At 68.6% G+C, this 19,076-nt stretch carries 22 protein-coding genes; 16 read left to right on the top strand and 6 right to left on the bottom strand.

What is annotated here, in order from left to right; translation table 11 throughout:
* Positions 1-1,123, top strand: a protein-coding gene (gene prfB, locus VEC04_RS03350) for a peptide chain release factor 2 (protein WP_324773821.1) whose coding sequence is annotated in 2 segments (ribosomal slippage) — positions 1-69 and positions 71-1,123 — 1,122 coding nt in all. Because the reading frame shifts where the segments join, the coding sequence is not laid out codon by codon here.
* Positions 1,124-1,264: 141 nt separating this feature from the next.
* Here prfB and VEC04_RS03345 read toward each other — a convergent pair.
* The 4 genes from VEC04_RS03345 to tyrS form a co-directional block, all read right to left on the bottom strand.
* Positions 1,265-1,831 (bottom strand): polymer-forming cytoskeletal protein, encoded by a 567-nt coding sequence (locus tag VEC04_RS03345; protein WP_324773819.1) that lies wholly within the window; start codon positions 1,829-1,831, stop codon positions 1,265-1,267.
* Positions 1,815-2,933, bottom strand: coding sequence for a peptidoglycan DD-metalloendopeptidase family protein (locus VEC04_RS03340; RefSeq protein ID WP_324773817.1), 1,119 nt, complete (start codon positions 2,931-2,933; stop codon positions 1,815-1,817). Before VEC04_RS03340 ends, VEC04_RS03345 begins: the two co-directional genes overlap by 17 nt.
* 232 nt (positions 2,934-3,165) lie before the next feature.
* Positions 3,166-3,630, bottom strand: a complete 465-nt coding sequence (locus tag VEC04_RS03335; RefSeq protein WP_324773815.1) for a peroxiredoxin — start codon at positions 3,628-3,630, stop codon at positions 3,166-3,168.
* Positions 3,631-3,781: 151 nt separating this feature from the next.
* The gene (gene tyrS / locus VEC04_RS03330) at positions 3,782-5,041 is read right to left on the bottom strand and encodes a tyrosine--tRNA ligase (RefSeq protein ID WP_324773813.1); all 1,260 of its coding nucleotides are present in this window, start codon (positions 5,039-5,041) and stop codon (positions 3,782-3,784) included.
* 378 nt (positions 5,042-5,419) lie between these two features.
* Between tyrS and VEC04_RS03325 the strand changes: the two genes are divergently transcribed.
* Entirely contained in the window at positions 5,420-5,920 is a 501-nt protein-coding gene (locus VEC04_RS03325) for a DOMON-like domain-containing protein (protein WP_324773811.1), read from the top strand.
* Positions 5,917-7,119, top strand: coding sequence for a DUF1343 domain-containing protein (locus VEC04_RS03320; protein ID WP_324773809.1), 1,203 nt, complete (start codon positions 5,917-5,919; stop codon positions 7,117-7,119). The genes VEC04_RS03325 and VEC04_RS03320 overlap by 4 nt, the downstream gene beginning before the upstream one ends.
* 177 nt (positions 7,120-7,296) lie before the next feature.
* Here the strand turns inward: VEC04_RS03320 and VEC04_RS03315 are convergent, their stop codons facing one another.
* Positions 7,297-7,947, bottom strand: coding sequence for an alpha/beta hydrolase (locus VEC04_RS03315; protein ID WP_324773807.1), 651 nt, complete (start codon positions 7,945-7,947; stop codon positions 7,297-7,299).
* 161 nt (positions 7,948-8,108) lie between these two features.
* Between VEC04_RS03315 and VEC04_RS03310 the strand changes: the two genes are divergently transcribed.
* From VEC04_RS03310 to VEC04_RS03250, 13 genes are all read left to right on the top strand, one after another.
* Complete coding sequence (locus VEC04_RS03310) at positions 8,109-8,579, top strand: Rrf2 family transcriptional regulator (protein WP_324773805.1); 471 nt, start codon at positions 8,109-8,111, stop codon at positions 8,577-8,579.
* On the top strand, positions 8,576-9,715 hold the full coding sequence (locus VEC04_RS03305; RefSeq protein WP_324773803.1) for a cysteine desulfurase family protein: 1,140 nt from the start codon (positions 8,576-8,578) through the stop codon (positions 9,713-9,715). Before VEC04_RS03310 ends, VEC04_RS03305 begins: the two co-directional genes overlap by 4 nt.
* Before the next feature lie 3 nt (positions 9,716-9,718).
* Positions 9,719-11,188 (top strand): Fe-S cluster assembly protein SufB, encoded by a 1,470-nt coding sequence (sufB, locus tag VEC04_RS03300; RefSeq protein WP_324773801.1) that lies wholly within the window; start codon positions 9,719-9,721, stop codon positions 11,186-11,188.
* A 62-nt stretch (positions 11,189-11,250) separates the two neighbouring features.
* Positions 11,251-11,580: a GIY-YIG nuclease family protein gene (locus VEC04_RS03295; protein WP_324773799.1), complete on the top strand. Its 330-nt coding sequence runs from the start codon at positions 11,251-11,253 to the stop codon at positions 11,578-11,580.
* Between the two features lie 187 nt (positions 11,581-11,767).
* Positions 11,768-12,517: a Fe-S cluster assembly ATPase SufC gene (sufC, locus tag VEC04_RS03290; RefSeq protein ID WP_324773798.1), complete on the top strand. Its 750-nt coding sequence runs from the start codon at positions 11,768-11,770 to the stop codon at positions 12,515-12,517.
* Complete coding sequence (sufD, locus tag VEC04_RS03285) at positions 12,514-13,542, top strand: Fe-S cluster assembly protein SufD (protein ID WP_324773797.1); 1,029 nt, start codon at positions 12,514-12,516, stop codon at positions 13,540-13,542. The genes sufC and sufD overlap by 4 nt, the downstream gene beginning before the upstream one ends.
* The gene (locus VEC04_RS03280) at positions 13,521-14,759 is read left to right on the top strand and encodes a cysteine desulfurase (RefSeq protein ID WP_324773795.1); all 1,239 of its coding nucleotides are present in this window, start codon (positions 13,521-13,523) and stop codon (positions 14,757-14,759) included. The genes sufD and VEC04_RS03280 overlap by 22 nt, the downstream gene beginning before the upstream one ends.
* Entirely contained in the window at positions 14,756-15,154 is a 399-nt protein-coding gene (locus tag VEC04_RS03275) for an SUF system Fe-S cluster assembly protein (protein ID WP_324773793.1), read from the top strand. The genes VEC04_RS03280 and VEC04_RS03275 overlap by 4 nt, the downstream gene beginning before the upstream one ends.
* A 7-nt stretch (positions 15,155-15,161) precedes the next feature.
* Positions 15,162-15,560, top strand: coding sequence for an iron-sulfur cluster assembly accessory protein (locus VEC04_RS03270; protein WP_324773791.1), 399 nt, complete (start codon positions 15,162-15,164; stop codon positions 15,558-15,560).
* Positions 15,560-16,549 carry a methionine ABC transporter ATP-binding protein gene (locus VEC04_RS03265; protein ID WP_324773789.1) on the top strand — a complete coding sequence of 330 codons (990 nt, stop codon included), beginning with the start codon at positions 15,560-15,562 and terminating at the stop codon, positions 16,547-16,549. Before VEC04_RS03270 ends, VEC04_RS03265 begins: the two co-directional genes overlap by 1 nt.
* A complete protein-coding gene (locus VEC04_RS03260) occupies positions 16,549-17,226 on the top strand; it encodes a methionine ABC transporter permease (protein WP_324773786.1) in 678 nt (225 codons plus the stop codon). The genes VEC04_RS03265 and VEC04_RS03260 overlap by 1 nt, the downstream gene beginning before the upstream one ends.
* Positions 17,227-17,248: 22 nt before the next feature.
* The gene (locus VEC04_RS03255; protein ID WP_324773784.1) at positions 17,249-18,064 is read left to right on the top strand and encodes a MetQ/NlpA family ABC transporter substrate-binding protein; all 816 of its coding nucleotides are present in this window, start codon (positions 17,249-17,251) and stop codon (positions 18,062-18,064) included.
* Between the two features lie 3 nt (positions 18,065-18,067).
* A complete protein-coding gene (locus VEC04_RS03250) occupies positions 18,068-18,436 on the top strand; it encodes a TfoX/Sxy family protein (RefSeq protein WP_324773782.1) in 369 nt (122 codons plus the stop codon).
* On the opposite strand, the gene VEC04_RS03245 is transcribed toward VEC04_RS03250, so the two are convergent.
* A partial coding sequence (locus tag VEC04_RS03245) for a lysophospholipid acyltransferase family protein (protein ID WP_324773781.1) occupies positions 18,426-19,076 on the bottom strand: 651 nt, incomplete at its 5' end. The genes VEC04_RS03250 and VEC04_RS03245 overlap by 11 nt on opposite strands.

Here is a 19,076-nt window from a genome sequence, read left to right as displayed (position 1 = left end):
ATGAGACCGGATGTCGAGGCCATGAAGGCCGACATCGAGCAGAGCATCGCTCTGCTCAGGAGGCGTCTTTGACTGGGATGTCGCCGTCCGAAAGCTCGATGAGCTGAACGCCCGGGTCGAGGACCCGACCCTGTGGGACAATCCCGAGGCCGCCCAGGCCGTGTCGCGCGACCGCTCGCGGCTCGAGACGCAGATCAACGCCGTCCGCGACATGGAGACCGGTCTTGAGGAGGGCGTCATGCTCGCCGACATGGCCGACGAGGAGGGCGACGAGGCCACCCTCGAGGAGGCCCGCGCCCAGCTGAAGGCTATCAAGGAACGCGCCGCCCGCGCCGAGCTGGAGGCCCTGCTTTCCGGCGAGGCCGACGCCAACGATGCCTATCTGGAGGTCAACTCCGGGGCCGGCGGCACGGAGTCGAACGACTGGGCCGGCATGCTGCTGCGCATGTACAGCCGCTGGGCCCGAGCCCACGGCTACGAGGTCGAGGTCGAGGCGGAGGAGGGCGGCGAACAGGCCGGAATCAAGTCGGCCACCATCCTGATCAAGGGCCCGAACGCCTACGGCTGGCTGAAGTCGGAATCGGGCGTGCACCGGCTGGTGCGCATCAGCCCGTACGACGCGGCGGCCAAGCGGCACACATCGTTCGCCTCGATCGGGGTCTCGCCGGTGGTCGACGACGCCATCGAGATCGATATCAACCCCGCCGACGTGCGCACGGACACCTACCGGGCCTCGGGGGCCGGCGGCCAGCACATCAACAAGACCGACTCGGCGGTGCGGCTGACGCACATCCCGACCAATACGGTCGTGGCGTGCCAGGCCGGGCGCTCGCAGCATCAGAACCGCGAACAGGCGTGGAAGATGCTGCGCGCGCGGCTCTACGAGCTGGAGCTGCAGAAGCGCGAGGCGGCGGCGCAGGCGCTGGCCGACGCCAAGACCGACATCGGCTGGGGGCACCAGATCCGGTCCTACGTTCTGCAGCCGTACCAGATGGTCAAGGATCTGCGGACAAACGTCGAAACCTCGGACACCCAGGGCGTCCTCGACGGCGACCTCGACCAGTTCATGGGCGCGGCGCTGGCCGCCCGGGTGGGCGAGACGCGCGGTTCGACCGTCGAATAGGGCGTTCTCCCTCCCGTTCGGGGAGGGTGGCTGAGCGCAGCGAAGTCGGGTCGGGACGACCTCAAAAGGAAAGGGCGGCTCTTTCGAGCCGCCCCAACCCCGTGACTGTGCGACGACCCTCCCCAAGGGGAGGGAGAAGCATTACGCGCCGGGCTTCATGTCGATGATCTGCGGGCGGTCGTCGCCGTGCGGGGGTGTGGCGCTGGCGGCCGGCGTCGACGGCTTGGCCGCGGCGGCGGGGGCGTCGCGGCGGCCCTGCAGGACGCGGCCCTGGAAATAGGCGCCGATGTCGATCGACAGCTGCTCGGCGGTGATGTCGCCGTCGACATAGGCCGTGGCGATCAGCTTGACCTGCTTGCCCGAGACATTGCCGACGATGCGGCCGCGGACCTCGACATAGTCGGCCGAGACGCTGCCCTCGACCGCACCGGTCTCGCCGACGATCAGGCGGCCGACGCGGACGTCGCCCTTGATGGCGCCGTCGATCTGCAGGTCGCCGCCGCCCGAGATGTTGCCGTCGAACTGCAGGTCCGAGGACAGGGTCGAGAGGCCGCGCTGCGACACCGGCGACGGGGCGGGACGCGCGGCGGACGCCGCCGCCGGAGCCGCGGCGGGCGCGCCCGGCATCGGCAGGTCGGGCAGCGGCGGAATGGCGGAGCCCGTGTCGGAGCGGGGCTGCGGGGCGGGGGATTTAGTCTTGTTGAACAAGTTGGTCTCCGGCTCTCATGAAGCGGGCGGGGTTTTGCGGGCGGCCGTTCATCCACACCTCATAGTGCAGGTGAACGCCGGTGGAGCGTCCGGTCGTGCCCATGGCCCCGATGCGCTGGCCCAGCGCGATACGCTGGCCGGGGCGGACGGCCATGGAGTTCAGATGGGCGTAACGCGTCTTGAAACCTCGGCCATGATCTATCTCGACGGTGTTGCCATACCCTGAACGCACGCCGACGAAAGACACGATCCCGGGAGCGGGGGCGTGGATCGGGGTGTTGAGCGGGGCGGCGAAGTCCTGGCCCTGGTGCAGGGCCGGGCGGCGGTTGAACGGATCGAAGCGGACGCCGTAACCCGAGGTGGTGCGGGCGCTGGTGGGGCGATGGAAGGGCATGCCCTCCGCGGCGTCGGCCAGACCGCGCATGTCCGACAGATTGTCGGCGGCGCTGCGGATGCGCACCGCGAAGGCCTCGTCGACGTCGAGGATGGCGGCGAGCGCGCGGGGATCGCGGGCCTCGACCAGGGGTCCGCCGAGGCCTGAGCCGTTGGTCGGCGAATAGGCCGACGGATTCAGGCCGGCGAGCCGGAAGGCGAGGCGCAGACGCTCGGCGCGGGTGTGGGCCACGGACTCGGCGCGGTCGATCAGACGTTCCTGATCCATCCGCACCGCCAGCATGCGCTGGACCGGCGTGTGTTCGGCGGGATCCAGCGAGGGGGCCGGTGCCAGGGCGGTTTCGGCGCCGTCGACGCCGCGGAACATGCCCATCACCTGCGTCAGGGCGGCGTGGCGGCGCTCGACCATCTGGGCCATCTCGTCGAGCGAGCCGGTGGTGGCGGTCATGCGCACCACGGCGCTGTCCAGCCGGGCCTGCAGATCGGCGTTGAGGCGCTCAGAGGCGGCGCGGGCGCGGGCGACCGTGCGGTCGGCCTGGCTCTGCATGAACAGGTCGAGGGCGAAACCGCCCGAGGCGACGAGGCACCAGCCGCCGACCAGGACGGCGGCCACGGCGCCGAGCGCCTGCCGGCGGGGGGTCAGGGCCCAGGCCCGAACCTCGTCGCCGTCCCTCAGATACACATACCGGGTCGGAAACCACCGACCCATCAGAGACCTTCCGCCAGTCGCCTGTTTGGTCATTACGCTACGCCCCCACGCACGGGGACGGGTTATGCGCCACCTTTGGCGCTGGGGACAAGTCTGTTTACGACCTGTTAACCATCCTGAATGGTGTTCAGTTGAATTTGGCCGGTATTCGCCGCCAGTCTTCGCCTGTCAGGCGAAACGGCGAATCTATGGAACAGCTGTTACAACTGGGCGTGTGTAGATTCGCGCGTCGTCAGAGCGCCTGTACGGTAGCCAACACTTCGGCGGCGTGGCCCTTGACCCGGACCTTGCGCCAGGCGCGGCGCACGACGCCCGCGCCGTCGATCAGGAAGGTGGCGCGCTCCACGCCCATGTAGGTGCGGCCGTAGAGCGATTTCTCGACCCAGACGCCGAAGGCCTCGGTGACATCTCCGGGCTCGTCGGAGGCGAGGACGACCCGGAGGTCGTATTTGGCCCTGAAGCGGTCGAGCTTCTTCACCGGATCGCGCGAGACGCCGATCACCGGCACGCCGGCGGCGGCGAAGTCGTCGGCGAGGGCGGAGAAGTCCTGGCCCTCCGAGGTGCAGCCGGGTGTGTCGGCCTTGGGGTAGAAATAGAGGACGTAGGGGCGGCCGCCGAAGGCGGCGGAGGAGATGCGGCCGGCGTCGGCCGTGGCCATGTCGAAGGCGGGGGCCGTCTGGCCTTCGGTGATTTCCATCTTCTTCTCCCGTCATCCTCGGGCTTGACCCGAGGATCAGATGTTGATGCGGACTGTGGGTCCGGGACGGCCCCTGGACCGGGGTGCGCCTGACGCTCGACGCAGCACCGGACCGTCCGGCCCTCGGGTCAAGCCCGAGGGTGACGGCGGGTTAGAGGGGCTTCACCAGCACGATCTTCTTCTTGCCGGCGGCCAGTTTGAAGACGCCGTCGGCGTTGACGTCGGCAGCTCCGATCGGGCGGCCGCCATCGGCGATGGCCTCGTCGTTGAGGCGCAGGCCGCCGCCCTGGGCGAGGCGGCGGGCCTCGCCGTTGGAGGCAGTCAGGCCAGCGCGCGCGGCGACGGCGGCGATCATGGCGCCGATCACCTCGTCGCGCGGGATCTCGACAGTCGGCAGATCGGCGGAGAGTTTGCCCTGCTCGAAGGCGGCTTCGGCCGCGCCGCGGGCGTGGGCGGCGGCGTCGGCACCGTGCAGCATGGTCGTGGCGGCGTCGGCCAGCGCCTTCTTGGCGTCGTTGATGCCGGCGCCGGGCAGGGCCTCCAGCCGGGCGATCTCGTCCAGCGGCAAGTCGGTGAACAGACGCAGGAATGTGCCGACGTCGGCGTCGTCGACGTTGCGCCAGAACTGCCAGTAGTCGTACGGGCTCAGCTGTTCGGCGTTGAGCCAGACCGCGCCCTGGGCCGTCTTGCCCATCTTGCCGCCGGAGGCTGTGGTCAGCAGCGGCGTGGTCAGGCCGAAGGCGGCCTTCTGGTCGACGCGGCGGACCAGGTCGACGCCCGAGACGATGTTGCCCCACTGGTCCGAGCCGCCCATCTGCAGGGTGACGTTGAGGGCGCGGTTCAGTTCGAGGAAGTCCACCGACTGCATCAGCATGTAGTTGAACTCGAGGAAGGTCATCGGCTGCTCGCGCTCGAGGCGCAGCTTGACCGAGTCGAAGGCCAGCATCCGGTTGACGGTGAAATGCGTGCCGTAGTCGCGCAGGAACTGGATATAGCCGTAGGTCGACAGCCACTCGTCATTGTCGACCATGACGGCGTCTGTCGGGCCGTCTCCGAAGGTCAGGAAGCGCTCGAAGACGGTGCGGATCGAGGCGATGTTCGACTGGATGGTCTCGTCGGTCAGCTGGGGCCGCGAGGCGTCCTTGCCGGTCGGGTCGCCGACCTTGGTGGTGCCGCCGCCCATCAGCACGACAGGCTTGTGTCCGGCCTGCTGCAGGCGGCGCAGCATCATGATCTGGATCAGGCTGCCGACGTGCAGTGACGGGGCGGTGGCGTCGAAGCCGATGTAGGCGGTGACCACGCCCGAGGCGGCGGCTTCGTCGAGCTCGGCCGGGTGGGTGATCTGATGGATGTAGCCGCGGTCCCGGAGCGTGCGCAGGAAGTCGGACTTGAAGGCGGGCTCGGCGGTCATGGCGGGGGATCAGGCTTGGCTTGGGAGGGAAGGGGCGTGTAGCACGGAGCCGCGCCGGGCTGAAACGCTTGGCGCTCCCTTGCTTTCGTCATCCCGGGCGAAGCGCAGCGAAGACCCGGAACCCAGCGGCGCGCGCGAGCGCGAAGCTGTCGGGAGCGCCGATGCCGCCGAACGCCCCAGTTCACCAGGGCCGGTGTTTCGCCGCCGTCTTCGGCGCCGCCGGGTCCCGGATCGCGCCGCTGTGCGGCTTGTCCGGATGACGAAAGGATTTGAGCGATTGTCGGAAGCGCGGGCCGGCCATTGGCGTCTGCGCAGGGCCCGTGGCAGACAGCCTGGATGCACGTTTTGACGCCTCATCCGACGACGGGCCCGACGCCGGTGGACCGAATCGAAGTCCAGATCGAACGCCTTGGCGAGGTCGGGCTGAAGCTGCGCTATCAGGTGTTCGGCGACCTAGACCGAATACGTCCACCGGACTTCGAGCATGCAGGCCGGACGGACGGTTTGTGGCGGAGCACCTGTTTCGAGGCCTTCGTGAAACCCGAAGGCGGCGAGGGCTATCTGGAGTGCAATTTTGCCGGGCTTCAGTGGGCCGCCTACCGCTTCTCGGGCTATCGGGAAGGCATGGTCGAGGCCGCCGTTGAGCCTTGCCTCATCGAAGGGTCGGCTCGAGACGGCTGGCTCTCGATCGAGATCGAGACCGGTCGGCTTGCTCGGCCTGATCTGCCGGCGCCGGACTGGCGGATTGGCCTGTCCGCCGTCATCGAGGACATCGACGGCGGCATCTCCTATTGGGCCCTGGCGCATCCGTCCGATAAGCCAGACTTCCACCACCCCGATTCCTTCGCCCTGACCCTGCCGCCCCTGGAGCCCGCATGAAGACCGGCCTCGACCGCCTGTTGTCCGATCCCGCACTGCGGGCCCCGCTGAAGGGGAAAAGGGTGGCCGTGCTGGGGCATCCGGCCTCGGTGACGGCGGACCTGACGCACGCGATGGACGCGCTGGCGGCCTGCCCGGACATCAAGCTGACCGCCGCCTTCGGGCCGCAGCACGGCATGCGCGGCGACCTGCAGGACAATATGATGGAGTCGCCGGACTTCACCGATCCGCGGCACGGCATTCCGGTGTTCAGCCTGTATGGCGAGGTGCGGCGGCCGACGGGGCAGGCGATGGGCACGTTCGACGTGCTGCTGGTCGACATGCAGGACCTGGGCTGCCGCATCTACACCTTCATCACGACGCTGCTCTATGTGCTCGAGGCGGCGGCGCAGCACGGCAAGACGGTGTGGGTGCTGGATCGGCCGAACCCCGCCGGGCGGCCGGTCGAGGGGCTGACGCTGCGGCCCGGCTGGGAGAGCTTCGTCGGGGCCGGGCCGATGCCGATGCGGCACGGCATGACGCTGGGCGAGCTGGGGCTGTGGTTCATCGACCGGTTCAAGCTGGACGTCGATTACCGGGTCATCGAGATGGAAGGGTGGCGGCCCGAGGAAGGCCCCGGCTACGGCTGGCCGCTGCTGGGGCGGGAGTGGATCAACCCCAGCCCCAACGCGCCGAACGTGTCGATGGCGCGGGCCTACGCCGGCACGGTGATGCTGGAGGGGACGACGCTGTCGGAGGGGCGCGGCACGACCCGGCCGCTGGAGCTGTTCGGGGCGCCGGATATCGACGCGCGGGCGGTGATCGCCGAAATGCAGGCGCTGGCGCCGGACTGGCTGAAGGGCTGCGTGCTGCGCGACATCTGGTTCGAGCCGACCTTCCACAAGCACGTCGGCACGCTGTGCAACGGGGTGCAGATGCATGTCGCCGGGCCGGGCTACGACCATGCGGCGTTCAGGCCGTGGCGGGTGCAGGCGCTGGCCTTCAAGGCCATCCGGCGGCTGTATCCGGACTACGATCTGTGGCGGGATTTCCCGTACGAATACGAGTTCGGCAAGCTGGCCATCGACGTGATCAACGGCGGGCCGGCGCTGCGCGACTGGGTCGATGCGCCGGGGTCGACGCCGGCCGAGCTGGATGCGCTGGCCGTGCCGGACGAGCTGGCGTGGCGGGAAGAGCGGAAGCGGTTCCTGCTGTACTGAGGACTACCACCTGACCCGTCATCCTCGGGCTTGACCCGAGGATCAGACGTGGTGGCGTGACTGGCCATCGCAGAGGGCCGCGCGCGCGGTGACCCATCGTTTTCGACGGAGCACCGGATGGTCTGGCCCTCGGGTCAAGCCCGAGGGTGACGGCGGTGAGAGGGGGAAGAGAGAGCCTTACGCCGGCTTTTCTTCCAGCCGCTTGTCCAGGTAGGCGCCGACCCGGCGGTCAACGGCGTCGATGTGGTCCTGCCAGAAGTGGGTCGCGCCCTCTTCCAGTTCGTAGTCGATGACGATGCCCTTCTGGGTGCGCAGCTTGTTTACGACGCGCTCGACCTCGACCGGCGGCACGATGGTGTCGGCGGCGCCGTGCAGGAACAGGCCCGAGGCGGGGCAGGGGGCGAGGAAGCTGAAGTCGTACATGTTGGACGGCGGCGAGACGGAGATGAAGCCGTCGGTCTCGGGCCGGCGCATCAGCAGCTGCATGCCGATGTAGGCGCCGAACTGGTAGCCGGCGACCCAGGTTTGGCTGGCGGCGGGATTCGAGGCCTGCAGCCAGTCCAGCGCCGTGGCCGCGTCGGCCAGTTCGCCGATGCCGGAGTCGAACTCGCCCTGCGACTTGCCGACGCCGCGGCTGTTGTAGCGCAGGGTGGCGAAGCCGCGCTTCACGAACAGCTGGTAGAGGGTCACCGTGACCGGATTGTTCATGTGCCCGCCGGCCTTGGGGTGCGGGTGCAGGATCAGGGCGATCGGGGCGTTCGGGCGCTTGCCCGGCGAATAACGGCCTTCGATGCGGCCCGAGGCCCCGGGCAGAATGACTTCAGGCATGGGCGGCGCGAATTCCCGTGTTCAAACATCATTTCGCAGCTGCGTAATACTTGACCGCAGCGGTAGGACTTTCTAAGTCCGCCCTGCGTGCCAGCGCTTTTGCGAAGGCGCGGGTTCTAGCACAGGACCCTCGAAAAGCGCGCGATTTTTGAAGGTGCGCGATGCGACTGTCGACCAAGGGACGATACGCCGTGATGGCCATGGCCGATCTGGCCAAGAACGGCCGTACGGACGGGGTGCAGCGGGCGGTGTCGCTGGCCGAGATCGCGGCGCGCCAGGAAATCTCGCTGAGCTATCTCGAGCAGCTGTTCGCCCGGCTCAGGAAGAGCGGTCTGGTTCAGAGCGTGCGCGGACCGGGCGGCGGTTACCGGCTGGCCAAGGGCGCGCACGAGACCGTCGTGGCCGAAATCGTGCTGGCGGTGGACGAGCCGATCCGGGCCACGCGCTGCATCGGCCATTCCTCGCCCAAGGGCTGCATGATGGCCGGCGAACGCTGCATCACCCACAATCTGTGGGAAGACCTCGGCGACGAGATCCACCGCTATCTGGCCGGCGTGTCGCTGGAGGATGTGGTGATGAACCGCACGGGGCGCCGCCGCGAGGCTGCGGCCGGCGTGGGGGTGGCGGCGTGAGTCCGGTCTACCTCGATTACAACGCCTCGGGTCTGGTCCGGCCGGAAGTGCAGGACGTGATCGCCAGGGCGCTGGCCGACAACGGCAATCCCTCGGCGGTGCACGCGGCCGGGCGGCGGGCGCGGGCGCGCATAGAGACGGCCCGGGCGCAGGTCGCCGATCTGGTCGGGGCCGATCCGACGGCGGTGGTGTTTTCCAGCGGCGGCACGGAGTCGAACGCCCAGGCCATCCTGAGCGCGCTGGCGGCGGGCTGCGAACGGTTGATCGTTGGCGCGACCGAACATCCGTGCGTGGCCGAGGCGGCCAACGTCAGCGGCAAGCCGGTGGAGATTCTGCCGGTGGACAGCAACGGCGTGGTCGATCTGGGCTGGCTGGCCGGGGCGCTGAAGCGACCGGGCCGGGCGGTGGTGGCCATCCATCACGCCAACAACGAGAGCGGCGTCATCCAGCCGATCGCCGGGGCGGCGAAGCTGGTGCGGGCCGCGGGCGGCTGGCTGCACGTCGACGCCATCCAGTCGGCCGGCAAGATCCCGGTGGACATGCGGACGCTGGACGCGGACACCCTGACGCTGTCAGCGCACAAGCTGGGCGGGCCGCAGGGCGTCGGCGCTCTGGTGTCGAAGGAGGGCGCGCCGATCATCCGCACCCTGCACGGGGCGGGGCAGGAGCGCGGGCTGCGCGCCGGCACCGAGAACGTGCCGGGCATCGCCGGCTTCGGCACAGCCGCGGACTGCGCGGCGCGCGACCTGCCGTCGGCCATGGCGCACAAGGCGTGGCGCGATGCGGCCGAGGCGAAGGTCAGGGCCGCCGGCGCGACCATCATCGGCGGCGCGGTCGAGCGGCTGCCCAACACCCTGTTCATGGCCGTCGAGGGCTGGGACAGTCCCCAGCAACTGATTACCCTCGACCTGATGGGCGTGATGGTGTCGGCGGGCAGCGCCTGTTCGTCGGGCAAGACCAAGCCTTCGAAGGCCATCTCGGCGATGGGGCTGGACCACCTGGCCACCGGCGGCGTCCGGGTCTCGGGCGGCTGGGGCACGGTCGAGGACGATTGGTCGCGGTTCGCCGAGGCCTGGGTGACCTCATATCAGAAGTACCGCGCGCGCCATTCGGACCGCGTGAGGGAAGTCGCGTAAGTCATGGCCGCTGTTAAGGAAACCATCGAAGCGGTCGCCGCGCTCGAGAAATACGAGCACGGCTTCACCTCGGACATCGAAACCGAGTTCGCACCCAGGGGGCTGAACGCCGACATCGTGCGCTTCATCTCCGAAAAGAAGGGCGAGCCGGACTGGATGCTGGAATGGCGCCTTGCCGCCTATGAGCGCTGGCAGGCGATGGAAGAGCCGACGTGGGCCTCGGTGAAATACGAGCCGGTCAATTACGAGGACCTGTTCTACTACGCCGCGCCGAAGCAGAAGGAGGGGCCGAAGAGCCTCAACGAGGTCGATCCGGAACTGCTGGCCGTCTACGCCAAACTGGGCATCCCGCTGAAGGAGCAGGAGGTGCTGGCCGGCGTCGAGGGCGCGCCGCGCTACGCCGTGGACGCGGTGTTCGACAGCGTCTCGGTGGTGACCACCTTCAAGGCCGAACTGGCCAAGGCCGGCGTGATCTTCATGCCTATCAGCGAGGCGCTGCGCGAGCACCCGGAGCTGGTGCGGAAATACCTGGGATCGGTGGTGCCGGTCTCGGACAACTATTTCGCGGCCCTGAACAGCGCGGTCTTTTCGGACGGCTCGTTTGTCTACATCCCGCCGGGCGTGCGCTGCCCGATGGAGCTGTCGACCTATTTCCGTATCAACGCCAGCCAGACCGGCCAGTTTGAGCGGACCCTGATCATCGCCGACAAGGGCAGCTACTGCTCGTATCTGGAGGGCTGCACCGCTCCGATGCGCGACGAGAACCAGCTGCACGCGGCCGTGGTCGAGATCGTCGCCCTGGACGACGCCGAGGTGAAATACTCCACGGTCCAGAACTGGTATCCGGGCGATCCGGCGACCGGCAAGGGCGGCATCTACAACTTCGTCACCAAGCGCGCCGACTGCCGCGGCGACCGCTCGAAGGTGTCTTGGACCCAGGTCGAGACCGGCTCGGCCATCACCTGGAAATACCCCTCCTGCCTCCTGAAGGGCGAGGACAGCTCGGGCGAATTCTATTCGATCGCCATCACCAACGGGCGCCAGCAGGCCGACACCGGCACCAAGATGGTGCACCTGGGCAAGAACTCGAAGAGCCGGATCATCGCCAAGGCGGTCTCGGCCGGAAAGTCGGACTCGACCTATCGCGGTCTGGTCTCGGTGCATCCGAAGGCGACCGGGGTGCGCAACTTCACCCAGTGCGACAGCCTGCTGATCGGCAAGGACTGCGGATCGCACACCGTGCCCTATATCGAGGCCCGCAACGGCTCGGCCCATCTGGAGCACGAGGCGACGACGACGCGCCTGTCCGACGACCAGCTGTTCTACGCCCAGCAGCGCGGCCTGTCGCAGGAGGAGGCGGTGGCCCTGCTGGTCAACGGCTTCGTACGCGACGTGCTGCAGGAACTGCCGATGGAGTTCGCGGTGGAGGCCCAGAAGCTGGTGGCGATCTCGCTGGAGGGTTCCGTTGGCTGATCCCTTCCGTCCGTCATCCTCGGGCTTGTCCCGAGGACCCATTGCGGCGCAAGCTCGACCATATGGGCAGGGAACGCGTCCTGATCGCCGTCTACATCCACGGGCCGTACGGAACGTTGTATGTCGGGGTGACGAGCAACCTGTACCAGCGAGTGCGCCAGCATCGCGAGGAGACATTCGGTGGCTTCACCAAGACCTGCGGGCTGAAACGGCTGGTCTGGTTCGAGACGTTCGAGGTCATGACCACGGCCATCAAGCGCGAGAAGTCGATCAAGCGGTATTTGCGCGACTGGAAGATCAACCTGATCGAGCGCGACAACCCTCATTGGCTGGACCTGTCACTGGACTGGGCTCAGCCGCCGGTTTGGAAGCACGGGCGGACGGACGAGTAGGTCCCGCTCGCGCTCCCACCCGCGGTCACCCTCGGGCTTCTCCCGAGGACCTGTGGTTCAACCGGCCGAATCCTTCGAGTTCGGCCCTGCGGTTCGCGTGCCATGATCGGCGGTCCACGTGTGCTGACGAATGGGCCCTCGGGACAAGCCCGAGGGCGACGGAATTTCTGGTTCAAGGTTCAATCGCGTGCTGAAGATCAACAACCTCCACGTCTCCGTCGGCGACAAGCCGATCCTCAAGGGGCTGACGCTCGATGTGCCGGCGGGCGAGGTGCACGCCATCATGGGGCCGAACGGGGCCGGCAAGTCAACGCTGGGCTACGCCCTGTCGGGCCGGCCCGGCTATGAGGCCGTGGAGGGCGCCGTGTCGTGGAAGGGCGAGGACCTGCTGGCCCTTGAACCCGCCGAGCGGGCGGCGAAGGGCGTCTTCCTGTCGTTCCAGTATCCGATCGAAATCCCCGGCGTTCCGGCCCTGACCTTCGTGCGCACGGCGCTGAACGCCCAGAAGCGCGCGCGCGGCGAGGACGAGGTCTCGGCGCCGGCCTTCCTGAAGATGGTCAAGGCGGCGTCGGCGGCGCTGCGGATGGATTTCGACATGCTGAAGCGGCCGCTCAATGTCGGCTTCTCGGGCGGCGAGAAGAAGCGGATGGAGATCCTGCAGATGGCCCTGCTGGAGCCGTCGCTGCTGATCCTCGACGAGACGGACTCCGGCCTCGACATCGACGCCTTGCGCATCGTGGCGGACGGGGTCAACGCCCTGCGCTCGCCGGAGCGGGCCATGCTGGTCATTACCCACTATCAGCGGCTGCTCGACTACATCAAACCGGACCGGGTGCATGTTCTGGCGGCCGGCCGCATCGTGGCCTCGGGCGGGCCGGAACTGGCGCACCAACTGGAAGCCGAGGGCTACGACAAATACCTTCCGGAGGCGGCGTGAACGCCCTTCCGCTCATTGATCTGAAGGACGCGTCGAGCTTCCCCTCGCGCCGCGTCGAGGCGTGGAAATACAGCGACCTGCGCAAATACCTGCGCGAGGCGCCCACGCCCTCGCCGTCGGCGGAAGTGCCGGTGGCCGGCGGCGGGCCCTTCGAGACGCTGGGCGGCGAGGCGATGGTGTTCGTCAACGGCCGGGCCGTTGGCGTGAACACCCTTGTGGTCTCCGGCCAACAGACCGTGCGGCTACGCTTCATTTCGAAGGCCGAGGCGACCGGCCACGCGGCCGCCGTCCGGATTTCGGTGCGGGCTGGGGCGAAGCTGCTGCTGCTCGAGACCCATGAGGGCGAAGGCTCGGCCTATGTCGCGCACAATCGGCTGGATCTGGATGTCGCGCGCGGCGCCGAGGTGACGCGGATCGTTCTGACCGACGAGCCCGAAGACGCCATATCGATCACCCAGGCACAGGCGCGAGTCGAACCGGGCGGCCGCTACCGGCAGACCATCGTGTCCTCCGGCGCGAAGCTGCAGCGGCTGGAGACCGAGGTGACGCACCGGGGCGAGGGCGCGGATGTGCGTCTCGATGGCCTGTATCTGCTATCGGACGCGCGGCAGACGGATCTGACGACCGTGGTGGATCACGTGGCGGCCGACGGCCAGACCTCCCAGCTCACCAAGGGCGTGGTCCGCGACACCGCCCGCGGCGTGTTCCAGGGCAGGATCGTGGTCGAGCGGGGCGCCGACGGCACGGATGCGCGGATGGGGCACCACGCCCTGATCCTCGGCGAGCGGGCCGAGGTCGACGCCAAGCCGGAACTGGTCATCTACGCCGACGACGTGCAGTGCGCGCACGGCAATACGGTCGGCAATCTGGACCCCGCGGCGCTGTTCTATCTGCAGCAGCGCGGCATCCCGGCCGACGAGGCTCGGGCGCTGCTGACCGAGGCGTTTCTGGTCGAGGTGGTCGATCGCATCGAACATGACGGCGCGAAAGAGGTGGTGCGGGAATGGCTGACGGCTCGCTTGTGAAGACGTTCGACGCCCATGCCGCGCGCGCCCAGTTCCCGATCCTGTCGCGGACGGTAAACGGCAAGCCGCTGGTCTATCTGGACTCGGCCGCCTCGGCGCAGAAGCCGCGGGCGGTGATCGACGCCATGGTGCGGACCATGGAGGGCAGCTACGCCAACGTCCATCGCGGGCTGCATACGCTGGCCAACGAGACGACCGAGGCGTTCGAGGCCGCGCGCGAGAGCGTGGCGCGGTTCCTCAACGCGGAAGCGGCGACCAACATCGTCTGGACCAAGGGCGGCACCGAGGCGATCAACCTGGTGGCCTCGGGCATCGGCCAGTCGATCCAGCCGGGCGACGAGATCATCGTCTCGGAGATGGAGCACCACTCCAACATCGTGCCGTGGCACCTGCTGCGCGAGCGGCGCGGAGCGGTGATCCGGTGGATACCGACGCGCGACGACGGCTCGCTGGACATGGCGGCCTACGCCGAGCTGCTGGGGCCGAAGACGCGAATGGTGGCGGTGACACACATGTCGAATGTGCTGGGCACCATCAATCCCGCGGGGGCGATCACGGAAATGGCGCACGCGGCCGGGGCGCAGGTGCTGATCGACGGCTGCCAGGGCGCGGTGCACGCCGCGCCGGACGTGCAGGCCATCGGCTGCGACTTCTACGTCTTCACCGGCCACAAGCTGTACGGCCCGTCGGGCATCGGCGCGCTGTACGGGACGGCCGGGGCGCTGGAGGCCCTGCCGCCGTATCAGGGCGGCGGCGAAATGATCGAGACGGTCGAGGCCGGACGGGTCACCTATGCCAGGCCGCCGCACCGGTTCGAGGCGGGCACGCCGCCGATTGTCGAGGCCATCGGCCTGGGCGCGGCGGTCGAATGGCTGAGCCAGTTCGACAAGGCGGCGATCACGGCCCACGAAAAGGCGCTGTACGACCACGCCCGGACGCGGCTGAAAGGGGTGAACTGGCTGCGCGTAATCGGCGAGGCGGAGGGGAAGGGCGCGATCCTGACCTTCACCGTCGATGGCGCTCACGCCCACGACATCGCCCAGGTGATGGACCGCTACGGCGTCGCCGTGAGGGCCGGCCTGCACTGCGCCGAACCGCTGGCGAAAAGGTTCGGCCTGACGTCGAGCGCCCGCGCGTCCTTCGCCCTATATAACACCCTCGAGGACGCCGACGCCTTCGCCGACGCCCTGATCAAGGCCCGTGAGTTCTTTGCATGAGCGACCAGACGACCACTCTCGAGAACGCCCCGCAGGACGACGGCGGCCGGACCGCGGCTGTGGCCTCGGGCAAGATCAGCCAGGACGAGCTGGACCGGCTGACCGACGAGATCATCGCCGCGCTGAAGACCGTCTATGATCCGGAGATCCCGGTCGACATCTATGAGCTGGGGCTGATCTACAAGGTCGACCTGTCGGACGAGCGCGATGTCGCGGTCGAGATGACCCTGACCGCGCCGGGCTGCCCGGTGGCCGGCGAGATGCCGATCTGGGTCGAGCAGGCGGTGATGAAGGTCGAGGGCATCCGCTCGGCGACTACCGATCTGACCTTCGACCCGCCATGGGATCCGTCGAAGATGAGCGACGAGGCCAAGCTGGCCCTGAACATGTTCTGAGGACGCGATGACCGAGCTTCAGACCAGCACCCGTCCCCGCCGTCCGCGGCCCAAGGTCGTCTCGCTGACGGAGGCCGCGGCCGCCCGTGTGCGCGAGATCATGGTCAACGCGGACAAGCCCTACGTCGCCCTACGCGTGGGTGTGAAGAACGGCGGCTGCGCGGGACAGGAATACACCTTCGCCTACGCCGAGGCGGTCGAGCCATTGGACGAGGTGGTCGAGGACAAGGGCGTCACCATCCTGATCGATCCGAAGGCGGTGCTGTTCCTGATCGGCTCGGAGATCGACTACGAGACCACGAAACTGGCGTCGAAATTCGTCTTCCGGAACCCGAACCAGACCGACGCCTGCGGCTGTGGCGAGAGCGTCACCATCATCCCCGCCAAGGCCCTGGACGCCGGCTGATGATCAAGCTCGAGGGCGTGACGAAGCGCTTCCGGAGCGCCGCGGGCGAGCGCGTCGCGCTGGATGGCGTCGATCTGACGGTCGCGGCCGGACAGGTGTTCGGCGTGGTCGGACGCTCGGGTGCGGGAAAGTCGACGCTGATCCGGACGATCAATCTGCTGGAACGGCCGGACGCCGGGCGGGTGACCGTCGACGGTCAGGAGATCACCGCCCTGGCGCCGGCTGAATTGCGCGCAGCGCGGCGGCGGATCGGGATGATCTTCCAGCATTTCAACCTGCTGAACGCGAAGACGATCGCCGAGAACGTGGCCTTCCCGTTGCGGCTGGAAGGGCGGCCGGGCGCGGAGGCGGACCGGCGGGTGGCGGAGCTGCTGGAGCGGCTGGGGCTGACGGAGCACGCGAAGAAGCACCCGGCGCAGCTGTCCGGCGGGCAGAAGCAGCGGGTCGGCATCGCACGGGCGCTGGCGACGGAGCCGAAGGTGTTGCTATGCGACGAGGCGACCAGCGCGCTCGACCCGGAGACCACGGACGAGATACTGAGCCTGCTGGACAAGCTGAACCGCGAGCTTGGCCTGACCATCGTGCTCATCACCCACCAGATGGAGGTGGTGCGCCGCGTCTGCGACCGGGTGGCGGTGATGCAGGATGGCCGGGTGGTGGAGGAGGGGGCGACCGCCGACGTCTTCCTGCACCCGAAACATCCGGCGACGCAGGCCATGCTGGCCGAGGGCGAGGAGGCGTTCGACGCCAGCCTGGCTCCGGCCGGAGGGCGGCTGGCGAAGCTGACCTTCCGCGGCGGCTCGACCTATGAGCCGGAACTGAGCCGCGTGGCGCGTTCGGTCGGCGTCGACTATTCGATCCTGTCGGGCCGCATCAGCCGCATCCGCGGCGAGCCCTACGGCCAGCTGGTGGTCGCCTTCACCGGTGGCGACGCGGAGGCGGCGGTGGCGCAGCTGACGGCGCGCGGCGTCGTGGTGGAGGCGGCGTGATGGATACCCTGTTCGCCAATGTGGCCCGTAATGTCGATTGGCCCGAGATCGGGCGGGCGACGTGGGACACCCTGCTGATGCTCGGCGGCTCTATGGCGCTGACCGTGGCGCTGGGCGTGCCGCTGGGCGTGCTGCTCTATCTGTCGGGCCGGGGGAGGCTGGCGGCCAATCCGTTGCTCAACGCGGTGCTGTCGCTGATCGTCAACATTCTGCGCTCGGTGCCTTTCATCATCCTGCTGATCGTCATGCTGCCGGTGACGGTGCTGTTGGTCGGGACCTCGCTGGGCGTGGCCGGGGCCATTCCGCCGCTGGTCGTCGGAGCCGCGCCCTTCTACGCCCGCCTCGTCGAGACGGCGCTGCGCGAAGTCGACAAGGGCGTGGTCGAGGCCACCCAGGCTATGGGCGCCTCGACGTTCCAGATCGTCATCCGGGCCCTGTTGCCCGAGGCCCTGCCGGGGATCATCGCCGGCGCCACCGTCACCGCCATCGCCCTCGTCAGCTACACCGCCATGGCCGGCGTGGTCGGGGCGGGCGGGCTGGGCGACCTGGCTATCCGCTTCGGCTACCAGCGCTTCCAGACAGATGTCATGATCGTCACCGTCGTCCTGCTGCTGGTGCTGGTGCAGGCTCTCCAGATGCTCGGCGACCGGCTGGTCGCCGCCGTTTCCCACCGCTGATCGCTCCCCCGAAAGGCCCGCCATGATCCGCCGCACTCTTCTGACACTCGCCGCCGCCGTCGCAGCAGCGGGGGCGCTCGCCGCCTGCGGGCCGGGGGCGAACAAGGCCGCCGACGCGAGCGGGCCGCTGATCGTCGGCGCCACCGCCGTGCCGCACGCCGAAATCCTCGAACACATCAAGCCGCTGCTGGCGGCCGAGGGGGTCAACATCGAGATCAAGGTGTTCAACGACTACGTCCAGCCCAACACCCAGCTGGCCGAGCGCCGGCTCGACGTGAACTATTTCCAGACCAAGCCCTATCTGGACGAGTTCAACGCCTCGCGCGGCTCGGACCTGATCACAGTCGCCGGCGTGCACGTCGAGCCGCTGGGCGCCTATTCGCGGCGCTACAAGTCGCTGGCTGAGCTGCCGCAGGGCGCCCAGGTGGCGGTGCCCAACGACGCCTCCTCGATCGGACGCTCCCTGATCCTGCTGCAGAAGGCCGGACTGGTGCGGCTCAAGGACCCGGCCAATCCGCTGCAGAGCCTGCGCGACATCGTCGACAATCCGAAGGGCCTTCGTTTCCGGGAGCTGGAGTCGGCGACCCTGCCGCGAGTGCTGGACCAGGTCGATATGGCGGTGATCAACACCAACTACGCGCTCGACGCGGGACTGAAGCCGAAGACCGACGCCCTGACGCTGGAAGGCGCCGACAGCCCCTATGTGAACTACGTGGTGGCGCGGCCGGACAATCGGGACGACCCGCGGATCGTCGCGCTCGCCGCCATGCTGCGCAGCGAGGCGGTCAGGGACTTCATCGCCGCCAAATACGACGGCGCGGTGATCCCGGCGGCCTGACGGATGGCCTACGATCCCGACTTCGGCGAATGGGTGCGCGAGCATCTGGCGGCGCTGGGCCCGCTTGAGATCAAGCGGATGTTCGGCGGAGCGGCGGTCTATGCGAACGGGCTGATCTTCGCCCTGCTGGACGACGGGGTGATCTGGCTGAAGGCCGACGAGCTCAATGCGCCGCTGCTGGCGGAGGCGGGGGCGCGGCAGTTCACCTATCCGACCCGGGACGGGGCGACGATGGCCATGGCCTACTGGTCGCTGCCGGAGAGCGCGCTGGACGACCCGGACGAGGCCGCGGACTGGGCGCGAAAATCGATCGACGCGGCCCTGCGCAAGGCGGCCGCCAAAAAGCCGCGCAAGCCCCGGTCTAGGCCGTAGCGGCGACGCGCGCCGCCCGCGCCGCCTCGTCGGGGGCCAGAACCCGAACAGCCGGTGTGGGCGGCTGACCGGTCGCCTCGGAGACCAGCTCGGCGGTCTTGCCTTCGACGGCGGCTTCCAGCCGGGCGAGGAACTCGTCCTTCGGCAGGCCCGTCGGGATCGGGTCGAGGAACTCCAGCGTCGCCGTGCCCGGGCGCTTCTCGAACGCCTCCTGCGGCCAGAACAGGCCGAGGTTGGTGGCCAGCGGCACGACCGGCATGTCGAAGTCGCGGTACATGTGCCAGACGCCGGCCCGGTAGCGGAATTTCTCGCCGACCCTGGCCAGATTGCCCTCGGGGTAGATCAGGATCCGGCGGCCGGCCGCATGGGCGTCGGCGGCGCGGTGCTTGAGCGCCTCGCGGGCTTCACGGCCGCCGCAGTTGTTGACCACGATGGCCCCCAGCTTGCGCAGCACCGTGGCCATGAGCGGGAATTTCTCGAGGTGGTCGCCGGTGACGAAGGCGAGGTCCTCAAACCGGTCGTAGACGGTGAAGCCGTCGCCCCAGCTCTGGTGCTTGGCGGCGATGATGAAGGCGCCCTGCGGCAGCCGCTCGCGCCCGCGCACCTCCAGCTTGATGCCGGCCAGCACGTCCATGGCCTG

It is taken from the genome of Brevundimonas sp. (assembly GCF_035626535.1).
Taxonomy (GTDB): Bacteria; Pseudomonadota; Alphaproteobacteria; order Caulobacterales; family Caulobacteraceae; genus Brevundimonas.
Note: the sequence above shows the minus strand (reverse complement) of the source record. Positions and strands in the feature narration are given on the sequence as shown.

Excerpts from the sequence above, each read along its gene's own strand:
- VEC04_RS03260 (WP_324773786.1), top strand. The coding sequence starts at position 16,549 with ATGGATACCCTGTTCGCCAATGTGGCCCGTAATGTCGATTGGCCCGAG.
- VEC04_RS03295 (WP_324773799.1), top strand. The coding sequence starts at position 11,251 with ATGGGCAGGGAACGCGTCCTGATCGCCGTCTACATCCACGGGCCGTAC.
- VEC04_RS03280 (WP_324773795.1), top strand. The coding sequence starts at position 13,521 with ATGGCTGACGGCTCGCTTGTGAAGACGTTCGACGCCCATGCCGCGCGC.
- VEC04_RS03265 (WP_324773789.1), top strand. The coding sequence starts at position 15,560 with ATGATCAAGCTCGAGGGCGTGACGAAGCGCTTCCGGAGCGCCGCGGGC.
- VEC04_RS03335 (WP_324773815.1), bottom strand. The coding sequence starts at position 3,630 with ATGGAAATCACCGAAGGCCAGACGGCCCCCGCCTTCGACATGGCCACG.
- VEC04_RS03275 (WP_324773793.1), top strand. The coding sequence starts at position 14,756 with ATGAGCGACCAGACGACCACTCTCGAGAACGCCCCGCAGGACGACGGC.
- tyrS (WP_324773813.1), bottom strand. The coding sequence starts at position 5,041 with ATGACCGCCGAGCCCGCCTTCAAGTCCGACTTCCTGCGCACGCTCCGG.
- VEC04_RS03315 (WP_324773807.1), bottom strand. The coding sequence starts at position 7,947 with ATGCCTGAAGTCATTCTGCCCGGGGCCTCGGGCCGCATCGAAGGCCGT.
- VEC04_RS03320 (WP_324773809.1), top strand. The coding sequence starts at position 5,917 with ATGAAGACCGGCCTCGACCGCCTGTTGTCCGATCCCGCACTGCGGGCC.
- sufB (WP_324773801.1), top strand. The coding sequence starts at position 9,719 with ATGGCCGCTGTTAAGGAAACCATCGAAGCGGTCGCCGCGCTCGAGAAA.
- VEC04_RS03340 (WP_324773817.1), bottom strand. The coding sequence starts at position 2,933 with ATGGGTCGGTGGTTTCCGACCCGGTATGTGTATCTGAGGGACGGCGAC.
- VEC04_RS03310 (WP_324773805.1), top strand. The coding sequence starts at position 8,109 with ATGCGACTGTCGACCAAGGGACGATACGCCGTGATGGCCATGGCCGAT.
- VEC04_RS03270 (WP_324773791.1), top strand. The coding sequence starts at position 15,162 with ATGACCGAGCTTCAGACCAGCACCCGTCCCCGCCGTCCGCGGCCCAAG.
- VEC04_RS03255 (WP_324773784.1), top strand. The coding sequence starts at position 17,249 with ATGATCCGCCGCACTCTTCTGACACTCGCCGCCGCCGTCGCAGCAGCG.
- VEC04_RS03250 (WP_324773782.1), top strand. The coding sequence starts at position 18,068 with ATGGCCTACGATCCCGACTTCGGCGAATGGGTGCGCGAGCATCTGGCG.